17 protein-coding genes are annotated in these 22,391 nt (G+C 60.7%); 1 reads left to right on the forward strand and 16 read right to left on the reverse strand.

Going from position 1 to position 22,391, the window contains the following annotated elements:
* Positions 1-55: 55 nt before the first annotated feature.
* Positions 56-1,567, reverse strand: coding sequence for a glycerol kinase GlpK (gene glpK / locus JQM66_RS02620; RefSeq protein WP_235228245.1), 1,512 nt, complete (start codon positions 1,565-1,567; stop codon positions 56-58).
* A gap of 77 nt (positions 1,568-1,644) precedes the next feature.
* On the opposite strand from glpK, the gene JQM66_RS02625 reads away from it, so the two are divergent.
* A complete protein-coding gene (locus tag JQM66_RS02625; protein ID WP_235228246.1) occupies positions 1,645-2,583 on the forward strand; it encodes an alpha/beta hydrolase in 939 nt (312 codons plus the stop codon).
* Between the two features lie 46 nt (positions 2,584-2,629).
* Here JQM66_RS02625 and JQM66_RS02630 read toward each other — a convergent pair whose 3' ends face one another.
* The 15 genes from JQM66_RS02630 to JQM66_RS02700 form a co-directional block, all read right to left on the reverse strand.
* Complete coding sequence (locus JQM66_RS02630; protein WP_235228247.1) at positions 2,630-4,603, reverse strand: S-layer homology domain-containing protein; 1,974 nt, start codon at positions 4,601-4,603, stop codon at positions 2,630-2,632.
* Positions 4,604-4,617: 14 nt separating this feature from the next.
* Entirely contained in the window at positions 4,618-5,874 is a 1,257-nt protein-coding gene (locus tag JQM66_RS02635; RefSeq protein WP_235228248.1) for an ABC transporter permease, read from the reverse strand.
* Positions 5,871-6,572 (reverse strand): ABC transporter ATP-binding protein, encoded by a 702-nt coding sequence (locus JQM66_RS02640; protein ID WP_235228249.1) that lies wholly within the window; start codon positions 6,570-6,572, stop codon positions 5,871-5,873. The genes JQM66_RS02635 and JQM66_RS02640 overlap by 4 nt, the downstream gene beginning before the upstream one ends.
* Positions 6,573-6,576: 4 nt before the next feature.
* A complete protein-coding gene (locus JQM66_RS02645; RefSeq protein WP_235228250.1) occupies positions 6,577-8,232 on the reverse strand; it encodes an HlyD family efflux transporter periplasmic adaptor subunit in 1,656 nt (551 codons plus the stop codon).
* Between the two features lie 194 nt (positions 8,233-8,426).
* Complete coding sequence (locus JQM66_RS02650; RefSeq protein ID WP_235228251.1) at positions 8,427-10,484, reverse strand: TRAP transporter permease; 2,058 nt, start codon at positions 10,482-10,484, stop codon at positions 8,427-8,429.
* 98 nt (positions 10,485-10,582) lie between these two features.
* Positions 10,583-11,533 (reverse strand): TAXI family TRAP transporter solute-binding subunit, encoded by a 951-nt coding sequence (locus JQM66_RS02655; protein ID WP_235228252.1) that lies wholly within the window; start codon positions 11,531-11,533, stop codon positions 10,583-10,585.
* Positions 11,534-12,200: 667 nt separating this feature from the next.
* Positions 12,201-13,997 (reverse strand): threonine--tRNA ligase, encoded by a 1,797-nt coding sequence (gene thrS / locus JQM66_RS02660; RefSeq protein ID WP_235228253.1) that lies wholly within the window; start codon positions 13,995-13,997, stop codon positions 12,201-12,203.
* A 365-nt stretch (positions 13,998-14,362) separates the two neighbouring features.
* On the reverse strand, positions 14,363-14,884 hold the full coding sequence (pgsA, locus tag JQM66_RS02665) for a CDP-diacylglycerol--glycerol-3-phosphate 3-phosphatidyltransferase (protein ID WP_235228254.1): 522 nt from the start codon (positions 14,882-14,884) through the stop codon (positions 14,363-14,365).
* Positions 14,885-14,901: 17 nt separating this feature from the next.
* A complete protein-coding gene (gene rimO, locus JQM66_RS02670) occupies positions 14,902-16,224 on the reverse strand; it encodes a 30S ribosomal protein S12 methylthiotransferase RimO (RefSeq protein WP_235228255.1) in 1,323 nt (440 codons plus the stop codon).
* 42 nt (positions 16,225-16,266) lie between these two features.
* Complete coding sequence (locus tag JQM66_RS02675) at positions 16,267-16,887, reverse strand: regulatory protein RecX (RefSeq protein ID WP_235228256.1); 621 nt, start codon at positions 16,885-16,887, stop codon at positions 16,267-16,269.
* Positions 16,877-17,998, reverse strand: coding sequence for a recombinase RecA (gene recA / locus JQM66_RS02680; protein WP_328284104.1), 1,122 nt, complete (start codon positions 17,996-17,998; stop codon positions 16,877-16,879). Before recA ends, JQM66_RS02675 begins: the two co-directional genes overlap by 11 nt.
* A gap of 61 nt (positions 17,999-18,059) precedes the next feature.
* Positions 18,060-18,926 (reverse strand): peptide chain release factor N(5)-glutamine methyltransferase, encoded by an 867-nt coding sequence (prmC, locus tag JQM66_RS02685; RefSeq protein ID WP_235228257.1) that lies wholly within the window; start codon positions 18,924-18,926, stop codon positions 18,060-18,062.
* Between the two features lie 21 nt (positions 18,927-18,947).
* A complete protein-coding gene (locus tag JQM66_RS02690) occupies positions 18,948-19,922 on the reverse strand; it encodes a DUF1385 domain-containing protein (protein WP_235228258.1) in 975 nt (324 codons plus the stop codon).
* 71 nt (positions 19,923-19,993) lie between these two features.
* A complete protein-coding gene (locus tag JQM66_RS02695) occupies positions 19,994-21,439 on the reverse strand; it encodes a sensor histidine kinase (RefSeq protein ID WP_235228259.1) in 1,446 nt (481 codons plus the stop codon).
* A gap of 262 nt (positions 21,440-21,701) precedes the next feature.
* Positions 21,702-22,388: a response regulator transcription factor gene (locus tag JQM66_RS02700; RefSeq protein WP_235228260.1), complete on the reverse strand. Its 687-nt coding sequence runs from the start codon at positions 22,386-22,388 to the stop codon at positions 21,702-21,704.
* Positions 22,389-22,391: the final 3 nt, after the last annotated feature.

Here is a 22,391-nt window from a genome sequence, read left to right on the forward strand (position 1 = left end):
TGATGCTCTCAGTATATCCGAGTTTTTTCGGAAACGCAACTGCTTTTCCATTTGTTTACACATCGTTTTCAATCCAGCTCCGGGCGCGCTCCACTGCCCGCCGCCACTGGCGGTAATCCGCCGCACAGTCTGCCTCCGCCCGCTGGGGCTGGAACACATGCTGGCTGCGGCGCAGGCCCTCCAGCTCCGGCAGGCCGCTCCAGACCCCCGCTGCCAGTCCCGCCAGGGCCGCCGCACCGAAGGCGGTGGTCTCCACCTGGGCGGGCCGGTCCACCGGCAGCCGCAGCAAGTCCGCCTGGGTCTGCATCAGGATGTCGCTGACGGAAGCGCCGCCGTCCACCCGCAGGGTAGTGATGGGGCAGGAGGCGTCCGCGTTCATGGCCCGCACCAGGTCCGTCACCTGGAAGGCGATGGAGTCCAGCACCGCCCGGGCAATATGGGCCTTGGTAGAGCCCCGGGTCAGGCCAACGATGGTGCCCCGGGCGTACATATCCCAATAGGGTGCGCCCAGTCCCGTGAAGGCAGGCACGATGTACACACCGCCGGAGGAGGGCACACTCTCCGCCAGCCGGTCGCAGTCCGGCGCGGATTCGATGAGGCCCAGCTCATCCCGCAGCCACTGGATGGTGCTGCCGGCGTTGAACACGCTGCCCTCCAGAGCGTAGGAAACTTCGCCGTTCAGCACCCAGCCCACGGAGGTCACCAGACCCGACCGGGACCGCACCGCCTGGCCGCCCACGTTCATCAGGGTGAAGCAGCCGGTGCCGTAGGTGTTCTTGGCCTGACCCGGCGTAAAGCAGCCCTGTCCGAACAGTGCCGCCGGCTGGTCTCCGGCGCTGCCGCAGATGGGGATGCCCGCCAGGTCCTCCAGACCGGGAATTCCCGCCGCGACCATGCCGTACACCTCGCTGTTGGACCGGGGCTCCGGCAGCAGGGACATGGGGATGTCCAGGGCCTTGCACAAGTCCGCGTCCCATTGCAAGGTGTGGATGTTGAACAGCATGGTGCGGGAGGCGTTGGAGACGTCGGTCACATGGACCTTTCCGCCGGTCAGATTCCAGATGAGCCAGGAGTCCACCGTGCCGGCGCACAGCTCGCCCCGCTCCGCCCGTTGCCGGGCGCCGGGGATGTTGTCCAGAATCCATTTGATCTTGGTCCCGGAGAAGTAGGCGTCGATCAGCAGGCCCGTCTTCTCCGTCACGGTCTCGTCCAGCCCCTCCGCTTTCAGAGCGTCGCAGATGGCGGCAGTCCGGCGGCACTGCCATACGATGGCGTTGCACACCGGGCGCCCGGTGGCTCGCTCCCAAAGGACCGTGGTCTCCCGCTGGTTGGTGATGCCCAGAGCCGCGATCTGCTTGGGGTCGATGTGGGCGGTGTCCACAGCCTCCGCCAGGGCCCGCTTCTCCGTAGCCCAGATCTCCATGGGATCGTGCTCCACCCAGCCGGGCCGGGGGTAGATCTGGCGGAAGGGATACTGGGCGCGGGACACGATGGCCCCGGCCCGGTTGAACAGGATGGCCCGGGAGCTGGTGGTCCCCTGGTCCAGTGCCACGACATAATTTTCCATAAACAACCTCCTCTGGCATTTTTCGACGGAGTATGATATGATAGCTATGATTATATCACAAGGAGGCGGCGTTTGCTATGGTCCGAAACGAATTTACCTTCCTCTCCGCCGACGGAAAGACCCCCATCCACGCGGTGGAATGGCTGCCGGAGAGTCAGGTCCGGGCTGTTCTGCAGATCTCCCATGGCGTGTCTGAGTACATCCTGCGCTATGAGCCCTTCGCGGAATATCTCACCGCCCGGGGCTTCGCCGTGGTAGGCCACGACCATCTGGGTCACGGCCAGTCTGTGGCAGAGGGCAGCGCCCGACTGTACTTCGGCCCCAAAGGCAGCTGGAACTGGGTGGTGGACGACATCGACCAACGGCGGAACCTGGCAAAGGAGAAATTCCCCCAGGTCCCCTATTTCCTGCTGGGCCACTCCATGGGCTCTTTCCTGGCCCGCACCTATCTGATCCGCTATCCCGGCGCCGTGGACGCGGTGGTCATTATGGGCACCGGGCAGATGCCCCCCGCCGTCATCGCCGGAGGCATGGCGGTGGCCGCCGAGGAAGCTCGCCGCGTGGGCGAGGACCAGGTCAGCCCGCTGGTAGACAAACTGTCCTTCGGTGCCTACAACAAGCGCTTTGCCCCCAACCGCACCAACTTTGACTGGCTGTCTCTCAATCAGGACAACGTGGACCGCTACATTGCCGACCCCCTCTGCGGCGGGAACGCCACCATTGGTCTGTTCCGGGAGATGCTGGGCGGTCTGTCCTTCATCGCAAAGCCCAAAAACCTGAAACGGATGAATCTGAACATTCCGGTGCTGTTCATCTCCGGGGAGATGGACCCGGTGGGCGACTGCGGCAAGGGCGTGCAGCGGGCTTATGAGAGCTTCCGGAAGGCGGGCGTCCGGGACGTGTCCCTGAAGCTGTATCCGGAGCTGCGGCATGAGATTCTCAACGATACCTGCCGGGAGACGGTCTATGACGATATTTATCAATGGCTGGCAGCCAAAGTTCCTGCTGCTGTTTAACCAAAAAGGAAGCGGTGCTGAAAAGCACCGCTTCCTTTTTCATGGTTTAATGCTTCACTTCCACCACACGGATGACGCCGTCCTTGGCATAGAGGTTGGCCGTATCGGCATAGGCCAGGGCCTTTTCAAGAGTAGTCCACTCCTTGCTGTCCAGGTTGTAGCACAGGACATCCTGGGGGACCTCATAGGTCCGGCCGCCGAAGGTCACCACATCTTTGCCGATCCAGGCGTCCTTGGACACGTTGGCCATCTTGGACAGCTTGATGAGGCTGGAGAAGCCGGAACCGTTGCGGTTCAGCTTCACCGCCGCGTAATCGCCGGTCTGCACGTTGTAGCGCATGTTGAAGGGACCAACCCGGTCCTCCTTGCCGTTGCCGTACTGGATACCCAGCAGTTCCTCGTACTCCGGCTCCTGGCCTTCCTCAGTAACCGGGAGTCGGTTCACTTCCCAGAACACCCGGCCGAAGATCTCGTCGGTGGTGCGGTTCAGCACGATCAGGTCTATCTGACCGGCCCAGTTGGTGCGGGCGTACTTGATCTGTGCTTCCCGGACCAGGCCGGTATTCAGCTGGCTCAGGGAGATCATCTGGCCGTTGTCAAAGACCATGGCGTTCTCCGCCAGAGACTTGCTGCCCAACTTGCGGGCGCTCACATCCAGATCACCCCGGACGCTGCCGGACTGGACAGTCAGTGTGACCGTATCTTTCTTGTCAGCGGAGATGCGGACCACCTGGCCGCTGTACTTCTCCTCCGCCGTGCCCGCCAGCTGGATGGTCCCGGTACCGCACAGCAGCTGCACAGTGCCGTCCCCGGACACCACGCCCAGCGCATTGCCCCGGGCAGAAGTGCCGCTGGGCTCCACGGCACCAGCCACCTGGCCGTCCGCCGTCAGCAGCAGAGTCATCTGCTTGCCGGGCTTGAAGGCCGCCAAGGAGTCTCTGGCCGTAGGCAGCACATAGAGCTCCGTGCCGTTCAGGACCTCGATCTTGGTGGGCGCATCGGGATTGGGCTCACAGGATTCATAGTACACCGTCACCCGGGTGTCGCAGACCAGGATGGAGTTGGTGGCGGGGTAATAGGTGGCCACGTCATTCTTCCGCAGGTCGCCCACCGTGGCGGGGGAGCCGTTCTTATAGATCTGATAGTTGTCGTTTCCAGCCAGGGTATTCAGGCCCACAGCGGAACGGTCGGCGTAGATGATGACCGCCGCAGCGGCATTGCCCGTGCTGCTGGTGGACTGAGGCAGGAATGTCAGGGCCTTGCCCTTGCTGAGCACCACCCGGCCACGGGTACCCAGCAGAGACGAGGTCGCCACAGGATGGGCCATGGGGTACTGCTTTCCGTCGGAGGTCTTGAGGGTGCCGGTGCCGCCGTCAATGGACAGAAGCTCTGTCTCCTCCCCCAGCTCATACAGGGTGCCGCCCTCCTTCTGCTGGGCCTGCAGCAGGTTCACAAACAGCTTTGCCGCCTGAACGCGGGTCAGGGGCGCATTTCCGTCGGTGCCCACGCCATCGGTCAGGCCAGCGGTGGCGCCCACGGCCATGTAGCTGTCCGGCCACACGCCGCCCACGTCCTCGTCCTTATAGCCCAGCAGCCGCAGCAGGATGGTCACCGCCTGCCCCAGGGTCACGGTCCGCTCCGGATAGAACTTTCCGTCGGGGTAGCCTGCGATGATGCTCCGGCCCTTGGCGGCCAGGTTGATGTATCCGGCAGCCCAGTGGGAGGGCTTCACATCCGGAAAGATCGTCACCGTCCGGTAGCGGCCCAGCTCGCTGGCGCCGTCCACGGCATAAGTCACCATTTTGCAGAACTGGGCCCGGGTCAGCTGCCGGTTGGGGCGGAACGTACCGTCCCCATAGCCGTCCAGCACCCCCATGAGCCGCAGGCTCTCCACCGCCACGGCGGTGTTGGTGTCCGACAGGTCGGAAAACCGGACGGTCTCTGCGGCGCCCGCCGGGAGCACCAGTGTGGTCATCACCATGACAACCGCCAACAGGGCTGTCAGGATTCTTTTTTTCATAGTTTTCTTCCTCCTTATTCCGCCCGCAGGGCTTCCACGGGCTGGAGCTTCGATGCTTTGGCCGCCGGGTAGCTGCCGAAGATGATACCCAGTGCCACGGACAGGGCAAAGGCCCCCACCGTCACCTTCACCGGCGGGAAAATGGTCATCTGCAGCAGCAGGTTACTGAGGATCACGCTACCTGCCGTGCCGAACAGGATGCCAATGATGCCGCCGATGCCGCAGAGCATGGCCGCCTCGATGAGGAACTGGGCCACGATGCTGCTGCGCTGGGCGCCGATGGCCCGGCGGATGCCGATTTCCCGGGTCCGCTCCGTCACCGTCACCAGCATGATGTTCATGATGCCGATGCCGCCTACCGCCAGAGAGATGGCAGCGATGCCGCCCAGCACCAGGCCGATCATGCTCAGGTACTCGTTGGACTGCTCCTGCCACTGGCTCTCCGAATAAACGTTGTAACCGCCGGTGTTCTGGTCCACCAGGCCCTTCAAAAAGCCGCTGAGCCGGGAGATGGCCTCGGTCATGGCCTCGCTGCTGCGGGCCTTCACCAGGAACTCCGTGGGCTTGTCGCCGCCCAGGAGCCGCCGGGCGGTATAGGGAAACACAATAAAGTTATCCAGCCAGCTCTGGTCTGCGCTCTCATCGCTGAGACGGGCGGTGTAGACGCCCGCCACCAGGAATTTGTTGCCGTCGACGGACAGCTCCTTTCCCACCGGGTCTGCGGAGCCGAAGAAGGTCTTTGCCGCCTGGGCGCCCAGAACACAGACCTGGTTGTACTTCTCAATGTCCAGAAGGGCCAGGTCCCGGCCCCTGGCAATGGTCAGGTTGTTGCAGGCGGCGTACTGGTCGCTGCCGTAGTACAGACTGGGGGGCATATCGCCGGTGAGGTTGCCCATCTCGTCCCACTGGTACTGCATATTGGCGGTGGATTTGGTGCCGTAGGACACCGTGGCATCGCACCGTCCGGTGGGTGTCACGCCCAGCACGTATTCCTTCAAGCCGTTGCAGTAGTCGTACAGGTCCGGGAAGTAGTCCCTGGAGATGTCATTGCCCTCCTCGTCGTACATCCAGCTGTAAATGCTGACGGTGATGCGGTTGCTGCCCATGGCCTCGAACTGCTCCATGGTCTTGAGCTTCATGCCCTCCATGACGGAGACGATGGTCATGACGGCGGCAATGCCGATAAAGATGCCCAGGATGGTCAGGGCGGACCGGCCCTTCTTGCCCCAGATGGATTTCCATGCCATTTTCACGGCCTGTTGGAGATTCACAGCCAATCCACCTCCTGTTCCCGGTCCTCCACGATCTTTCCGTCCGCCAGCCGCACACAGCGGCGGGCGGTGGCGGCGATGCCGTTGTCGTGGGTGATGAGGATGACGGTGCTGCCCTCCTTGTTGAGCTGCTGGAGGAATTTCAGCACCTCCTGGCCCGTCCGGGAATCCAGGGCGCCGGTGGGCTCGTCGGCCATGATGATGGGGGGCTTGGTGGCGATGGCCCGGGCAATGGCCACCCGCTGCTGCTGGCCGCCGGACATCTCCGTGGGCTTGTGCTTCACCCGGCCCGCCAGCCCCACCCGTTCCAGGGCCTCCATGGCCATGTCATAGCGGTCATCGGCGTTGATGCCCTGATAGATCAGGGGCAGCTCCACATTTTCCAGCACCGTCAGGGACTGAATCAGGTTGTACTGCTGGAAAATGAAGCCGATCTGCTTGTTGCGGATGCGGGAAAGCTCCTTGTCCGTCAGTTCCCGGACATCCGTGCCATCCAGATAGTAGTCGCCCCGGGTGGGAATATCCAGGCAGCCCAGCACGTTCATCATGGTGGACTTGCCGGAGCCGGACTGGCCCACCACGGCCACGAACTCCCCCCTGTCGATCTCAAGGGACACGCCGTCCAGGGCGCGGACCTCGCTCTCCAGGCCCTCGCCGTAGATCTTATACACGTCCCGCAGTTGTATCAAGTGTGCCATGGCGTCAACCCCAGGCTTCCATGGTCTGGAGCTGAGTGAACACCTCGGTTCCCTCTTCCACACCGGACTTGATCTCCACGTTGTAGTTGTCGGAAATGCCGATCTCCACCGGCACGGCCCAGAAGCCGTCGGGGATCTCCTCGTCCGCCATGACACCGTCCAGGGCGTTATCGGGCCGGTCACCAGAGACATAAACCACCGTGGCGGTGGAGCCGTCCTCCAGGGACACCGTCCGCACCGCCTGGATGGGCAGGACCAGACAGTTGTCGTTCTGGCTGGCGATCAGGGAGTACTGGATGTTGCTGTTGACCTGGATCATACCCTCGGTGTTGTCCATGGACACCACCATGGGATAGGTAGCCACGCCGTTGTTGACGGTGCTGGACAGGCTGACGCTCTCCACTGTGCCCATTGCCGCATTGCCCCACTGGTCCAGGTCCACCATCATGCCAGGCTTGATGTAGCTGATGTTCCGCTCGTCCACGTTGGCGTTGACGATGAGGGAACGGATATCGGAAATCGTCAGAATGGGCTGCTGGGTGTTGATCTCGTCGCCGGGCTGGATGGTCAGGCCGATGACCTTGCCGTCGATAGGCGCCACAGCGTTGCAGTTGGCCAGGTTCTTCTCCGCCTTCTCCAGCTCCTCACGAGCTTCTTCCAGACTCTGCTCAATGCTGAAGATCTCGCTCTCGCTGTCCTCGCCGTCAATACGCACCAGCACCTGTCCGGCGGACACCTGGAGGTAATTCACCAGGTCGCTGGAGAGGACCGTGCCGTTGACGGTGGATTTCAGCTCGCCGGTGCGGTAATATGCCAGCTTGCCCGGCTCGTAGGGATAGACGGTCTCGCCGTTCACCACGGCGGTGGCAGTAGCCGCCATCTCCGCGGTCAGAGCGCCCTCGTTCTCCACGATGATCTCCGCGGAGAACAGCTTGGACCCCTCCGGGGTGATGCGGCTGACCATGTGGACCGCCTCCACCGTACCGGGGACGGTGGTCATCAGGGCGGGGATGGACACGTCCACCGTCTGCCCCGCCTTCAGCTCGCCGGCGTAGGCGTAGCTGTAATACTGCTCCAGCCGCAGGCGGGTATCGTCGTTGAGCTGGGCCACCACCTGACCCTTGGAAATGGTGTCGCCGGGGTTCAGGGTGGCGACCTCCATCAGTTTGCCGGGATAGGTCGCCGCCAGATTCAGTCCGGCGATGTCCTTCTGTGTAGCGGAGAGCTGCTTCTCGAAGCCCTCCACCTGGCTCCTGGCCTTCTGCACTGCCGCCTGGGCAGCGGGAGAATCCACGGTGAACAGGGGCGTACCTGCGGTGACCTCCTGCCCCTCCGTCACCAGCACCTCCAGCACCGTACCGGGGGTGCTGATGGAGATGCTCTCGCTGCTCTTGGCCTTCACCAGGCCGCTGCCCTCCACCTTGGCGGTGATGGCGCCGTACTGGACGAAGTCCGTCACCACCTGCTTTTCCGCATCCTTCTTTCCGCCCAGCAGCTTGAACAGCGCAAAGGCGATGACCGCAAGCACCACCAAAATGACACACCAGCGGATGATACGGCGCCGGGTCTTGCGGGATAGTTTCTTTTTCACAGGCGTTCCGGCATCCGCTTCCAGCGGCTCCTTCTGGACCTGCTGCTCCTTTTCCATCAATTCAGACATGTCGACACTTCTCCTTCACTGACTGTTTCGATCTGTACCAACCATGCTAGTACAGTCCATTCCGTAAAACAACAACAAAACGGTTACAGTTTTACATATATTTCCCTATTTCATAGACGGAAGAATCAGTCATTTGGTTGCAAAAAATCGTCCCCAAATATGGGGACGATTTTTTGTGAAAACGAAACAGATATTTAAGCCTTTTCGGTCTTTTTCGCAGCAGCCCGCTGGAGCAGGATGATACTGACTACCACCGCCAGGCCGATCACGTCGGTCAGGGTGCCGGGGATCATCATGCACAGGCCACCGGCGGCCAGGACCACGCGGAACAGAGGATTGATGTTCCGGTACAGGAAGCCGTTCAGAGCCGCGGCCACGCCGAACAGGCCCACCAGGGAGCTGAGAACGATCTGGACCACCTGGACAGGCGTGGTGTTGATGAACAGCATGGCCGGATTCAGGGCGAAGATGTAGGGCACGATGAAGGCCGCGATGGCCAGCTTTGTGGCATTCAAAGCCGTCTTCATGGGCGGTGCCTTGGCGATGGCGCTGCCGGCGTAGGCCGCCAGGGCCACGGGAGGCGTGATATCGGCCACAATGCCGAAGTAGAACACGAAGAAGTGGGCCGCCAGCATGGGGATGCCGATCTGGTCGCTCATGAGGATGGGCGCGCAGGTGGAGGCCATGATGCAGTAGTTGGCGGTGGTGGGGACACCCATGCCCAGCACGATGCAGCACAGCATGGTCAGGAACAGGGCGATGATCGCCATGCCGCCGGACAGGGACACGATGCCCCGCAGGATGGTGTTGGCAAGGCCCGTGGAGGTGATGCAGCCCGCCACGATACCGGCCATGGCGCAGGCGGCCGCCACGGTGATGGTGCCCTTGCCGCCGGCCTCCAGGGCGTCGACGATCTTGGGCAGGGAGATGCTCTCCGCCCCGCTGTCCCGGCGAACCAGGGACATGACCAGATGCCGGCCAAAGCTCTCACCGGCCCGGCTGGCCGTGACGGCGTTGATGATGTTGCCGATCAGGCCCACCGCAATGGTGACGATGATGGCGATGGCGGCGGAAGACTGCATGGTGCGGGTGCCGTTGGAAACCAGCACCACCAGGATCACCAGGGGCGCCAGCAGGTAGATCTTCTTGATGAGAACGCTGAACTTGGGCAGTTCCTCCTTGGGGATGCCCTTCAGACCCAGCTTCTTGGCCTCCAGATGGACCGCCATGAAAATACCGGTAAAATACAGTGCGGCGGGCAGGATCGCCAGAAGGGCGATCCTGGCATAGGGGATACCGGTGTACTCCGCCATCAGGAAGGCGGCGGCGCCCATGATGGGGGGCATGATCTGGCCGCCGGTAGAGGCGGCAGCCTCCACGGCGCCGGCGAACTCGCCCCGGTAACCGGTCTTCTTCATCATGGGGATGGTGACGGAGCCGGTAGTGACGGTGTTGCCCACGGAGGAGCCGGACACCATGCCGCACAGGGCGGAGGAGATGACGGCCACCTTGGCGGGACCGCCTGCGGCGGAGCCGGCCACACAGTTGGCCAGATTGATAAAGAAGTTGGAGATGCCGGTGCGTTCCAGGAAGGCGCCGAAGATAATGAACACCACGATGTACTTCTGGCAGACGTTGATGGGGGTACCCATGACGCCGTTGGTGGTGAAGAACAGGTCATAGAGTACCTTGCCGAAACGGACGTTAGCAAAGGTGTAGACCAGCAGGCAGCCCACCACACACAGGATGGGCAGGCCCACGCTGCGGCGGCAGAGCTCCACCAGGGTCAGGATACCGATCACCGCCATGGCCAGCATCAGGGCGTCCTTGGACAGGACCGTGTAGCTGGTGTTGACGATCTTGTTAGCATTGAAGGCAAAATAGAAAAAGGGCAGGCAGCCCACCACCATAATGATGATGTCATACCAAGGCATGTAATTGACCCGGACATGGCCCCGCTTGGCGGGATAGTTCAGATAGCCGATGATAATGATCAGCGCCAGGAAAATGGTAAGGCGGAACTCCGGCAGGCTGGTGTCAAACAGGGTCAGGTACAGGCAGAACAGGGAAAAGCCGGCCATCAGGGCCTTGACAACGATCCCGGGAACACCTTCCCAAACACGGACGTTGGATTCCCTGTCATACTTTTTCATGACCTCTTCCACGTCCGCCGCAGTCCCCACGTCGGCGGAATCGGCAGGCGCCGTGGAGGTCTGGGGCGCCGTGTCCGGCTTTTTCTTCAAAAAGCTCATATATTGGCCTCCTCTTAGCGATTATTTAACACTCTCTCATAGCACAAGGGACTGCGGCGGAAAATCCGCCGCAGTCCGTTGGTCATGCAGTCAGCTGCTTACTTGGTGGGGACGGTAATGCCCTTCTCGCTGAAATACTTGGCAGCGCCGGGATGATAAGGAACGGCGGTGACGGAGGAGGCGAAGTCCAGGCTCAACTCGTTCTTCTTGTCATGGGCCAGGGTGTCGATGCTCTCGAAGATACCGGAGACCACATTGTAGATGTCGTCGTCCTTCACATCGTTGTTGGCGATGATGACGGCACCCACGGCCACGGTGGTGGCGTCATGCTCCAGACCGTAAGCGGCGGCGGGGATGACGTTTTTGCTGTAATAGGGAGAAGCGGCGATCAGCTTCTCGATGTGAGCGTCGTCCAGCTCCACCACGTACACGTCGCGGGTAGCGGCCAGAGAGGTAACAGCGGTGGTGGGAGCGCCGGCCACGATGAAGGCAGCGTCGATCTTGCCGTCCTGCAGGGCCTCGGCGCTGTCGCCGAAGGACTGGTAGGTGGGCTTAATGTCATCCAGGGTCAGATCATAGGCGCCCAGCACGTCCAGAGCGTTGAAGTACACGCCGGAGCCGGAGTCACCGACGGACACGTTCTTGCCCTTCAGATCGGCAACGGTCTTGATGGAGGGATCCAGGGTGATGATCTGGACCTGCTCCATGTACAGGGCAGCCACAGTGGAGAAGCTGTCGATCTTGCCGGCCTCGGCAAACAGGTTGGTACCGTTATAGGCATACGCCATAACGTCGGACTGGACGAAGCCCAGCTGAGCGTCGCCGGCAGCCATGGCCTCGATGTTGGCCTTGGAGCCCTTGCCCACGATGGCGGTCACAGTGGTGTCGGTGTTGTCGCTGATCTGACCGGCCAGAACACTGCCAAAGCCATAGTAAGTACCCTGGTCACCGCCGGTGGTGAAGGTCAGCTCGGTCTTCTTGCCGCCGCAGCCGGCCAGCGTGGCAGTCATGGTCAAAACAACCAGCATCAGAGCAAAAAACTTCTTCATAGTAACATCCTCTTTTCCTTTTTAATACGGGGGTCGATGCATTACTTGCACATCATACCGCAACCGCTGTCATTTTTCAAGTCTTTTTTCACATTTCCAGAGATTTTCTGCAAGTACATTCGCTTTATCCTGCATTTTCTTTAACCGGATAAGGTTTTAAAGTCTCAAGCCACCTCAGAGGTAGTATCTTTACACAACTCTTCCGGTCCTCCCCGCCGTCGGTTTGGGCAAATCGACGGCAGGTGACTTTCAGCGGATGGTCAGCAGTCTGCCTCCTATCATATCCGGAATTTTGGAGCCGGGGCTGATGTTCAGATGCCGGTCTCCCCGCAGCCCGGGCGAAGTCACACAGCCGCAAACGGGATGGATAGCGTCAGCGCTGTGCGGAAAATGCCGTATGTATCCTCACAGAAACAGGCCGCGATGGTCCGAAAGCACCTCCTCTTCACGATCCATGCAGCAGAAATATGATATAGAGTATACGCTCTTCGATTCATCCCATGCAACGACTTTCCCCCGACCCTTCTCATTTTCGGAGGTGACGCCAGATTCTTTCTTCTGCCGTCAAAAAGTTTTATCTATTATTCAAGACATTTGTCCGCTATGTGCGCACGCTTCTTTATAAAAGACACCGCACCCAGATCGGGTGCGGTGTCTTTTATGCATCTTACTTCTTCGCTTTGGAGTCCACCACGTCCTTCAGCAGGGCGTTGAAGGCCTCGAAGGTCATGGCGCCCAGGTCGCCGTCGGCGCGGTGACGGGGAGACACGGTGCCGTTCTCCATATCCCGGTCGCCCACCACCAGCATATAGGGGACTTTCTCCAGTTGAGCCTCGCGGATCTTCTTGCCGATCTTCTCGTTGCGGTAGTCCACCTCCACGCGGTAGCCCTGCTCCGTCAGCTTGCGGGCCAGGTCGGCGCAGTAATCGGCGGCGCGGTCGGTGACGGGCAGGAAACGGACCTGCTCGGGGGCCATCCAGGTGGGCAGGGCGCCGGCATACTCCTCGATCAGGTAGGCCAGGGTCCGCTCGTAGCAGCCCAGAGAGGTGCGGTGCAGAATATAGGGCAGAGCCTTTTCACCGTTCTCGTCGATATAGTACATGCCAAAGCGCTCCGCCAGCAGCATGTCGATCTGGATGGTGACCAGAGTGTCCTCCTTGCCGTAGACGTTCTTGTACTGAATGTCCAGCTTGGGGCCGTAGAAGGCGGCTTCGTCGATGCCGATGGTATACTCCAGGCCCAGGTCGTCCAGGATCTGGCCCATGACCCGCTGGGCCTCCTCCCACTGCTCGGCGGTACCCTCATACTTGTTGTTGGGGTTGGCGGGGTCCCACTGGGAGAACCGGAAGGTGCACTTGTCCAGCATGCCCACGGTGCCCAGGAAGTACTTGCACAGGTCCAGGCAGTTCTTGAACTCCTCCTCCAGCTGGTCGGGACGGACGATATTATGACCCTCGGAGATGGTGAACTGGCGGACGCGGATCAGGCCGTGCATCTCGCCGGAGTCCTCGTTGCGGAACAGGGTGGAGGTCTCACCCAGCCGCATGGGCAGATCCCGGTAGGAGCGCTGGCGGTTCAGATAGACCTGATACTGGAAGGGGCAGGTCATAGGACGCATGGCGAAGCACTCCTTGCTCTCGTCATGAGGATCGCCGATGATGAACATGCCGTCCAGATAGTGGTCCCAGTGACCGGAGATCTTGAAGAACTCACGCTTGGCCATCAGCGGGGTCTTGGTCAGCAGGTAGCCGGCCTTCTGTTCGGTATCCTCCACCCAGCGTTGCAGCAGCTGCACCACCCGGGCGCCCTTGGGCAGCAGCACCGGCAGGCCCTGGCCCAGAGTATCCACGGTGGTGAAATACTCCAGCTCACGGCCCAGCTTGTTGTGGTCCCGCTTCAGGGCCTCCTCCCGCTGCTTCAGGTACTCGTCCAGCTCGTCCTTCTTGGGGAAGGCCACGCCGTAGATGCGCTGCAGCATCTTGCGGTTGGAGTCGCCGCGCCAGTAAGCGCCGGTGGCGGAGGTCAGCTTGATGCCGTTGCCCTTGATGCGGCCGGTGGAATCCAGGTGGGGACCGGCGCACAGGTCGGTGAAGTCACCCTGCTTGTAGAAGGAGATGACGGCGTCTTCGGGCAGGTCGTTGATCAGCTCCACCTTGTAGGGCTCTTTCTTCTCCTCCATGAACTTGACGGCCTCTTCCCGGGGCAGCTCGAAGCGCTCCAGCTTCAGCTTCTCCTTGCAGATCTTCCGCATCTCGGCCTCCAGGGCCTCCAGATCCTCGGGGGTGAAGGGGCGGGGGGTATCGAAGTCATAATAGAAGCCGTTCTCAATGCTGGGGCCGATGGCCAGCTTGACCTCGGGGTGCAGGCGCTTCATGGCCTGGGCCAGCACGTGAGAGCAGGTGTGCCAATAGGTGCGGCGGTACTGCTCGTTCTCAAAGGAATACTGGTTGTTTTCTTCGGACATAAAAATTCCTCCTTGTCATAAGGGGCAAGATGAAAAAATCCCACCCCTGAAAGATCAGGGGTGAGATACGAAAAACGTATTCCACGGTTCCACCCTGCTTACGGTCCTCAGACCGTCGCTCGTGTCCTCTGTAACGGGAGGTCCCGTCCCAGCCTACATATCGGTGGGCGGCTCCAAGGCGGTGACTGGTTTCGGTTCCGACAAGAGCCGTTTGCAGCCAACGGCGGCTCCTCTCTGATGTCTTTCCCGGACAGCGTCCTTTTCAAGGCCTTTTTCAAATCGGAATTTATGATAACACTTGCTTTTGTTCCTGTCAAGAGGACAAATCTCACGAAAATGGTACATTTTCGCAAGTATCCGGTCCGTCAGATGGATTGGATGACATCCTTATTCTTCACAAAATATTCCACGCCGGAATACAGGGTCGTCAGGGTGATGACCCAGCCACAGATGGTGTTCAGAACGGCGGGAATGGGCAGGAACATCACCACGATGCACACCATGGTGGAGGCGGTCTTTACCTTGCCGGACCAACCGGCGGCGATCACCCGGCCCTTGTCGCTGGCGATCATCCGCAGGCCGCTGACAGCGAATTCCCGGCAGATGACGATCAGCAGCATCCAGGCCGCCATCTGGCCGTTCTCCACGAACCACAGCATGGCCGCCGTCACCAGCATCTTGTCCGCCAAGGGGTCGGCGAACTTGCCGAAGTCCGTCACCAGGTTGTACTTCCGGGCGATCTTGCCGTCCAGCATGTCCGTCAGACTGGCGATGATGAAGATGGCCAGGGCCACCCAGGTGGCGCCGGGGAAGCCCCAATACAGCACCAGCATGAACACAGGGATCAATATAATGCGCAAAAGCGTCAGTTTATTAGGCAGATTCATAAGTTCCTCCTGCTTTCTCAGACCATCTCACCCGTCAGCTCGCCGTCCATGGTGCCGGTGAGCCGGACGTTCACGAAGGTACCAGGGGCTATCTCTTCCTCGGCGGTGAAGTAAATGCGGCCGTCGATATCCGGGGACTCGGCGTAGCTGCGGCCGAAGAACATCTGGGCCTGACTGTCGAAGCCCTCGCAGAGGACCTCCCGCTGGGTGCCCAGCACGGACTCGTTGTAGTCGTCGATGATGTCGGACTGGACGTCCACCGCCAGCTCCGCACGGCGCTTGGCCTCCTCGGTGTCCACATGGTCCATCTGCGCCGCCTTGGTACCCTCCTCCGGGGAGAAGGGGAACACGCCGGCCCGCTCGATGCGGACCTCCCGCAAGAATTCGCACAGCTCTTCGAAAGCCGCCTCGTCCTCATAGGGCAGGCCGGTGATCAGGCTGGTCCGCAGCACCAGACCGGGGATGCGTTGGCGCAGCTTTGCCAGCATGGTCGTCAAAGATACCTTGGTATCCCGGCGGTTCATGGCCTTCAAAATGGTGTCGTTGCAGTGCTGGATGGGAATGTCCAGATAGGGCAAAATCTTGGGTTCCGCCGCGATGGTGTCGATCAGCTCGTCGGTGATCTCATCGGGATACAGGTAGTGGAGTCGGATCCAGTGGAAGTCCAACTTGCACAGTTCTTTCAGGAGCTTCGCCAGCTGGTGCTCGCCGTTCAGGTCCGTACCGTAGCGGGTGATGTCCTGGGCGATGACCAGCAGCTCCTGTACCCCGGCAGAGGCCAGCTCGGCGGCCTCGTCCAGCAGCTCATTCATGGGGCGGCTGCGGTACTTGCCCCGCAGGGCGGGGATCACGCAGTAGGCGCAGTGGTTGTCGCAGCCCTCGGCGATGCGGAGATAGGCATACCAGGGCGGCGTGGACAGGATGCGCTCACCGCTCTGGTTGGCGGTGTGGATGTTGCCGATGTGGCAGGGCCGCAGGCCCTGTTCCATGACCTCCACAATGGCCCCGGCAATGTCGTCGTAGCTGCCGGTACCCAGGATGCCGTCCACTTCCGGCAGTTCCTTCAGCACATCCTCCTTGTACCGCTGTGCCATGCAGCCGGTGACGAGAATTTTCTTCACCTGGCCGGCCTTTTTCAGCTCGGCCATCTCCAGGATGTTGTCGATGGCCTCCTCACAGGCGGAGGCCAGGAAGCCGCAGGTGTTGACCACCACCACGTCGCAGCCCTCGGGAGCGGCCTGGATGTGGTAGCCCGCAGCCTGGCAGGTTGCCATCATCTGCTCGCAGTTCACCTGGTTCTTGGCGCACCCCAGGGAAATGAATGATACGTTATAACTCAAGTCTGTATCCTCCGATACATTGATATTTCAATCGCAGAGTCCTCAATCCTCCCAGGTTTCGGACCCCAGCCGGCTCCACGCCGCTTTCACGTTGCCCCATGAATAGCCCCGGCGCAGGAGGGCGTCACTCAGACGCTTTTTTGTCTTTTCATCCGGTGCCTGGCCCCGCAGCTTGCTCCTCAGGAAGCGGTCGATCTGTTCGCCGGTGTCCGGAAGCTGGTCCAGGGCGTCCTCCCACAGTTCCCGGGGGATTCCTTTTTCATACAGCTTCTGGCGAACATAGGCGGGACCATAGCCCATTTCGCCGTAGTGCCGCGCCAACAGGGCAGCGTAGTCGGCATCGTTGATGGCCCCAATGGCCTCCAGCCATTCGGCGGCGTAACGGGCCTCTGTCTCGGAGGCCCCCTTTTCCTGCAGCTTTTTCTCCAGAGAAGCCCGGCTCATAGCCCGCTTGCCGATCAGATCTGCCGCCGTGGCCTTCACATTGGAGACGCCCGCCGCCTCTTTCAGCCTTGCCAGAGTCGCTTCATTCAGGTCATCCCCGGCCCGCAGGCCGAAGTCCAACAGCTCCTGCTCCGTGATTTTCAGGCAGGCGCCGTCCTCCAGAAACACCAGCACCCGGCCCCGCTTATGCCTGGAGGCCTCGATGCGCTCAATCCTCATCCTTAAAGTCGTCGGCACTGACGTCCACGGCCTTGCCGGCGGTCCTGCCCGCGGCCTTGGCAGCGGCGATGCGGGACTGGTTGCTCATGAGCTTGTCAAAGTTGGCCCGGATATCGGCCTCCAGCTTCTCCGCCACCTCCGGGTTGTCCTGAAGGTACTTCTTGGCGGCGTCGCGGCCCTGGCCGATGCGGGTCTCGCCGATGGAGAACCAGGAACCGGCCTTCTGGACCAGGTCCAGCTTCACACCCAGGTCCAGCAGCTCACCCTCGTGGGCGATGCCCTCGCCGTACATGATGTCGAATTCCGCCTCCCGGAAGGGGGGTGCAACCTTATTTTTGACCACCTTGGCCCGGGTGCGGCTTCCCACCACCTCGCTGCCATTTTTCAGGGCCTCGATACGACGGACGTCGATGCGGACGGAGGCGTAGAACTTTAATGCCCGGCCGCCAGTGGTGACCTCCGGATTGCCGTACATGACGCCTACCTTCTCGCGGAGCTGGTTGATGAAGATGACGATGGTGTTGGTCTTGCCGATGGCGCCGGTGAGCTTCCGCAGGGCCTGGCTCATGAGCCGGGCGTGGAGGCCCACATAGCTGTCGCCCATCTCGCCCTCGATCTCCGCCCGGGGCACCAGAGCCGCCACAGAGTCCACCACGATGACGTCGATGGCGCCGGAGCGGACGAGAGCCTCGGTGATCTCCAGGGCTTGCTCACCTGTGTCCGGTTGGGCAATCAGCATCTCCTCCACGTTGACGCCCAGCGCGCGGGCGTAGGTGGGGTCCAGAGCGTGCTCGGCGTCCACAAAGGCCACCTCACCGCCTTTCTTCTGGGCCTCGGCCACCACATGGAGGGCCAGGGTCGTCTTACCGGAAGACTCCGGTCCGTAGATCTCGATGATACGGCCCTTGGGCAGGCCGCCGATGCCCAACGCCACATCCAACGCCAGCGATCCGGTGGGGATATAGTCCACGGCCAGATTGCTCTGATCGCCCAGGCGCATGATGGAGCCCTTGCCGTACATCTTCTCGATCTGGGCCATGGCGGTGTCGATGGCACGCTTCTTGTCGCTGGCAGGTGCTGCCGCAGGCATGGGCGCTTTCTCTTTTGCCATAATTTCGTCCTCCTAAATCTCTATGTAAATGCTGTATAAACGTTCTTGTTAAACAAAACGATCAGAGCTCCGTGCAAAGGGTTCCGAACACCACTCTCGGGATGTCATGGTAGTCCTTCACTATCTGGATATCTCCAAATCCCTGGGCCCGCATGATGCGCAGAACACTGTCCGCCTGGCCGATACCCACTTCAAAGTACAGCCGGCCGCTAGGCCGAAGGGCATCCTTCCACTTTTCGGAGATGGAGCGGTAGAAATCCAGGCCGTCCTCCCCGCCGTCCAGGGCCAGATGGGGCTCATAGTCCTTCACGGACACATCCAGCCCGGCGATATCCGCCCGGGGGATGTAGGGCGGGTTAGAGATGATGCAGTCAAACTCTCCCAGAGCCCGCTCCGGCATATTCCGGGCATCCACCTGCACGGGGACCACCCGTCCGGAGAGATTGTTGCGGCGGATATTCTGGCGACAGATCTTCAGGGCCGCATCGGAATACTCGCCCAGCACCACCCGGCTGTGGGGCAGCCGGGACGCCATGGCAAGACCGATGCAGCCGCTGCCGGCGCACAGATCCAGGATACGGCACTCGGGAAGAATATCGCAGTACGCCAGGGCCTGTTCCACCAGGACCTCCGTGTCCGGTCGTGGGATCAGCACATCCCGGGAGATGTCCAGGGGCAGGCCGTAGAACTCCCACTCACCGATCAAATAAGCCACCGGCTCTCCCGCCAGATGGCGGTCCACCAGATTCCGGACCCTCCGTTCCACCTCCGGAGAGGCATACAGTCGGCCATCCCGCTGAAGCTCCTCCCGGCTCTTTCCGGTGCCGAAGCACACCAGCTCCCGTGCCTCCAGGGTGGCGGCGTCGATGCCGCTCTTCCGCAGTTGTTGGCGAATATCCAAATACAAATTGTTATATGTGATTGCCATAGCTGTGCTCCGTAATTGTTATTACCACTCGTCCTTGCCTTTCTCGCTAGGCAGGACCAACTCCAGGGACCGGATGGCAACTTCGATCATGCCGTCGTCTGGCTCGTTGGTGGTGAAGTTCTGCAGCCACATGCCCGGCGCCGTCAGGACCTTTGCAAGACCGCTGTCCTGCACATGACGTCCCACCCAGCGGTTGAACTCATAGGTGACGCCCACGATCAGGGGCAGCAGCAGCAAATGGATCAGAGACCGCAGCCAGACGTTGGTAATAGGCCAGATTCCGAAAACAATGCTGGAGAAAACAATGGACACAAAAATGACCACAAACAGGAAGCTGGTGCCGCAGCGGGGATGGTGCCGGGGCTGGACACGGACGTTCTCCACTGTCAGAGGCAGGCCCGCCTCATAGCAGAAAATGGACTTGTGCTCCGCGCCGTGGTATTGAAACACCCTGTAAATGTCCTTCTGTTTGGAGCAAAAGATCAGATACAACAGGAAGATGGCGATCTTCAGAAGGCCCTCCACCAGGTTCCGCCCCCACATGGGAAAGCCGGGGAAAAAGTGCAGGATGCCGCCGGTGATGAAGGTGGGCAGCACCATGAACAAAAACACACTGAGGCCCACGCCCAGCACCACCGCCAGACCAACGACCGCCTGCTCCAGCTTTTTGCTGGAGAGGTGCTTTTCCAGCCACAGTTCAAATTTGGAAGGCTGGGAGACCTCCTCATCGGGATAGAATTCCGCGGAGTACATGAGGGCCTTCACACCATTGACCATTGCCGCCAGGAAATTGACGGTGCCGCGCACCAGGGGCATGCCCAGAATGGGATATCGGTCCTTGATGAATTTCAGACCCTCTACTTTTTCTACCAGGTTCCCTTCCTGGTCCCGGACCACGATGGCCTGTTTCTCAGGCCCGCGCATCATCACGCCTTCGATCAGCGCCTGCCCGCCGATACTGGTACGGAAAGTGCAGGATTTGTTCTCTTCTGCCATGGGATTTCCTTTCTTGCTTTTCAAGTATATCACAACGTTCCATAGAAATCAAACGTTTGTTCTAATTTCTTTTATTCTTCCATAGGCAGCCGGATAGCCACTACGGCACCCCCGCCTTCGGCGTTGCCGATCTCAAAGGTGCCGCCGTGGAGCTTCACGATCTCGTCGCAGACCGCCAAGCCGATGCCGCTGCCCCGGGCCTTGGAGGTGCCCTTATAAAATTTCTGCTTCACGTAGGGCAACTCTGCCTCTGGGATACCGGGGCCGTAGTCCCGGACCCGGATCACCTGTTCCTTCCCCTCCCGGGTCATGGAGACCGTGATGCGTTTACCGGTGCCGCCGTGCTTGGCCGCGTTGTCCAGCACGTTGCAGAACACCTGCTTCAGCCGCTCGGGGTCGCCCATGATGGCGGGAAGCAGCTCGTCTCCCGCCTCGTATTCCAGCTGGATGCCATCCTGCCGAAACAGCTCCCGGTAGGTGAAGATGGCATCCTCCAGCTCCGCCTGCAGGTCTGTCTCCTCGATATGCAGGGTGAATCGGCCATCCTCCATTTTGGAAAAGTCCAGCAGTTCCTCCACCATGGAGGACAGGCGCCGTGACTCGTTGAGGATGATGCGGATGCCCCGGCGCAGCTGCACCGGGTCCCCGGTGGGGTCCTCCAGAATGGTCTCGCCCCAGCCGTTGATGGCGGTCAGGGGCGTCCGCAGCTCATGGGACACGGAGGAGATGAATTCCGACTTCATCTTTTCGTTCTGGCCGATCTGCATGGACATGTCGTTGATGCTCTCCACCAGCTCACCCAGCTCGTCACTGTACTGCTTTTCAATGCGGAAGCCGTAGCTTCCGGATGCGATCCGTTTAGCTGCCTCCGTCACCACTGCCACCGGCTCCACCACGTTGTTGATGAACACTAGGTTGGAAATGATGACCAGCGCCATGCACAGCAGCGCCACCAGCACCACCATCAGTACCACCATCAGCACCTGACGGTTCACTTCCCGCAGAGAGGTGACGAACCGCATGACGCCCACCACCTGGCCGTTGAAGACCAATGGGTGGGACACCGCCATGATCTCCTCCCCGGTCTCCGGGTCCTGGCCCCGGAAAGGTGTCATCTGGTTGGTGGAAATGGCCTGACTGATGTCGCCCGTGCCGGGAGAGGTGCCTGCCGTCAGGCCGGAGGTGGACACCTGGATGCGGCCGGTCTTGCTGCTGATGAACTGCAATTCGATGTGGCCCTTGTCCTCGAAGTTCTCCGCAGCCTGGGTGGCCTTCTGGATATAGCTGCTGTAGCCGTTGCTCATGAAATACTCATTAAAGGAGTTGGCCATGGTCTGGGCCCGGGTCTCCAGGCCCTCCCGCATGGTGCCGTAATAATAGTTGGAGATACCGGCGGAGACCGCCAGCACCAGCAGCGCCAGCAGTAAAAACACCGGCATCACGGTGTTGAATACCCAGCGCTTCCGCAGACCCCGCAGCCGCAGGGGTCCCCATGTTCCCTTTTCTCCCCTGGCCACGGACTCACTTCCCTTCTCAGAATTTCACAGTGCTGCTCAGAATCCCCACTTGTAGCCATAACCCCAAACCGTGGTCATATAAACCGGATTCTGCACGTTGTTTTCCCACAGAGCTTCGCTCTGCGGGAGCCCTTTTGATTGCACTTGCGCGGCGGAAATGAATTCCACCTTGCGCCAAGGTTTTGCCTCCCGGCAAAACGCTTGTACGCGCCTGCCGGCGCGCCCCGCTATGCGGGGCCCTGGACAACGTGCCATAGGTCTGTCAGAAGCCCCACTTGTAGCCGTAGCCCCAGACTGTGGTAATGTATACCGGATTCTGCACATTGTCCTCGATTTTCAGCCGCAGACGGCGGATGTTCACATCCACGATCTTCAGCTCCCCGAAGTAATCCCGGCCCCAGACCCGGTCCAAAATCTCCTCCCGGGAGAGCGCCTTGCCGGGGTTCTCCATGAACACCCGCATGATAGAATACTCCACCTGGGTCAGCTTGATGCGCTGACCGTTTTTCTCCAGGGTCCGGTTCCGGGTGTTCAGCAGGAAGGGGTCCTGTCGGATCTCCCCGGTCTGGACCGGGTCCTCCCCGCCGGCCCGGCGGAACAGGGCGTCCACCCGGGCGGTCAGCTCCGCTGGGGAGAAGGGCTTGGTCACATAATCGTCGGCGCCGGTCATCAGCCCCGTCACCTTGTCCATCTCCTGGGAACGGGCGGTCAGCATGATGATGCCGATTTTCGTGTTGGTGGCCCGGATGCGGCGGCAGACCTCAAAGCCGTCAATACCCGGCAGCATAATGTCCAACAGAGCCACCTTGGTGTCCGGGTGCTCCTTCAGGCGCTCCAGCGCCTCCTCGCCGGTCTCGGCCTCGATGACATCGTAGCCGGCCCGCCGCAGGTTGATGACGATAAAACTGCGGATACTGGATTCATCTTCCAAAACCAATACTTTTTTCACGGC

Origin of the sequence: Oscillibacter valericigenes (assembly GCF_021531915.1) — a bacterium.
Classification (GTDB): domain Bacteria; phylum Bacillota; class Clostridia; order Oscillospirales; family Oscillospiraceae; genus Oscillibacter; species Oscillibacter valericigenes_A.

Bases quoted from the DNA above. Each gene is read 5' to 3' on its own strand.
- glpK (WP_235228245.1), bottom strand. From the start codon at position 1,567: ATGGAAAATTATGTCGTGGCACTGGACCAGGGGACCACCAGCTCCCGG.
- JQM66_RS02625 (WP_235228246.1), top strand. From the start codon at position 1,645: ATGGTCCGAAACGAATTTACCTTCCTCTCCGCCGACGGAAAGACCCCC.
- JQM66_RS02630 (WP_235228247.1), bottom strand. From the start codon at position 4,603: ATGAAAAAAAGAATCCTGACAGCCCTGTTGGCGGTTGTCATGGTGATG.
- JQM66_RS02640 (WP_235228249.1), bottom strand. From the start codon at position 6,572: ATGGCACACTTGATACAACTGCGGGACGTGTATAAGATCTACGGCGAG.
- JQM66_RS02645 (WP_235228250.1), bottom strand. From the start codon at position 8,232: ATGTCTGAATTGATGGAAAAGGAGCAGCAGGTCCAGAAGGAGCCGCTG.
- JQM66_RS02650 (WP_235228251.1), bottom strand. From the start codon at position 10,484: ATGAGCTTTTTGAAGAAAAAGCCGGACACGGCGCCCCAGACCTCCACG.
- JQM66_RS02655 (WP_235228252.1), bottom strand. From the start codon at position 11,533: ATGAAGAAGTTTTTTGCTCTGATGCTGGTTGTTTTGACCATGACTGCC.
- thrS (WP_235228253.1), bottom strand. From the start codon at position 13,997: ATGTCCGAAGAAAACAACCAGTATTCCTTTGAGAACGAGCAGTACCGC.
- pgsA (WP_235228254.1), bottom strand. From the start codon at position 14,884: ATGAATCTGCCTAATAAACTGACGCTTTTGCGCATTATATTGATCCCT.
- JQM66_RS02675 (WP_235228256.1), bottom strand. From the start codon at position 16,887: ATGAGGATTGAGCGCATCGAGGCCTCCAGGCATAAGCGGGGCCGGGTG.
- recA (WP_328284104.1), bottom strand. From the start codon at position 17,998: ATGGCAAAAGAGAAAGCGCCCATGCCTGCGGCAGCACCTGCCAGCGAC.
- prmC (WP_235228257.1), bottom strand. From the start codon at position 18,926: ATGGCAATCACATATAACAATTTGTATTTGGATATTCGCCAACAACTG.
- JQM66_RS02690 (WP_235228258.1), bottom strand. From the start codon at position 19,922: ATGGCAGAAGAGAACAAATCCTGCACTTTCCGTACCAGTATCGGCGGG.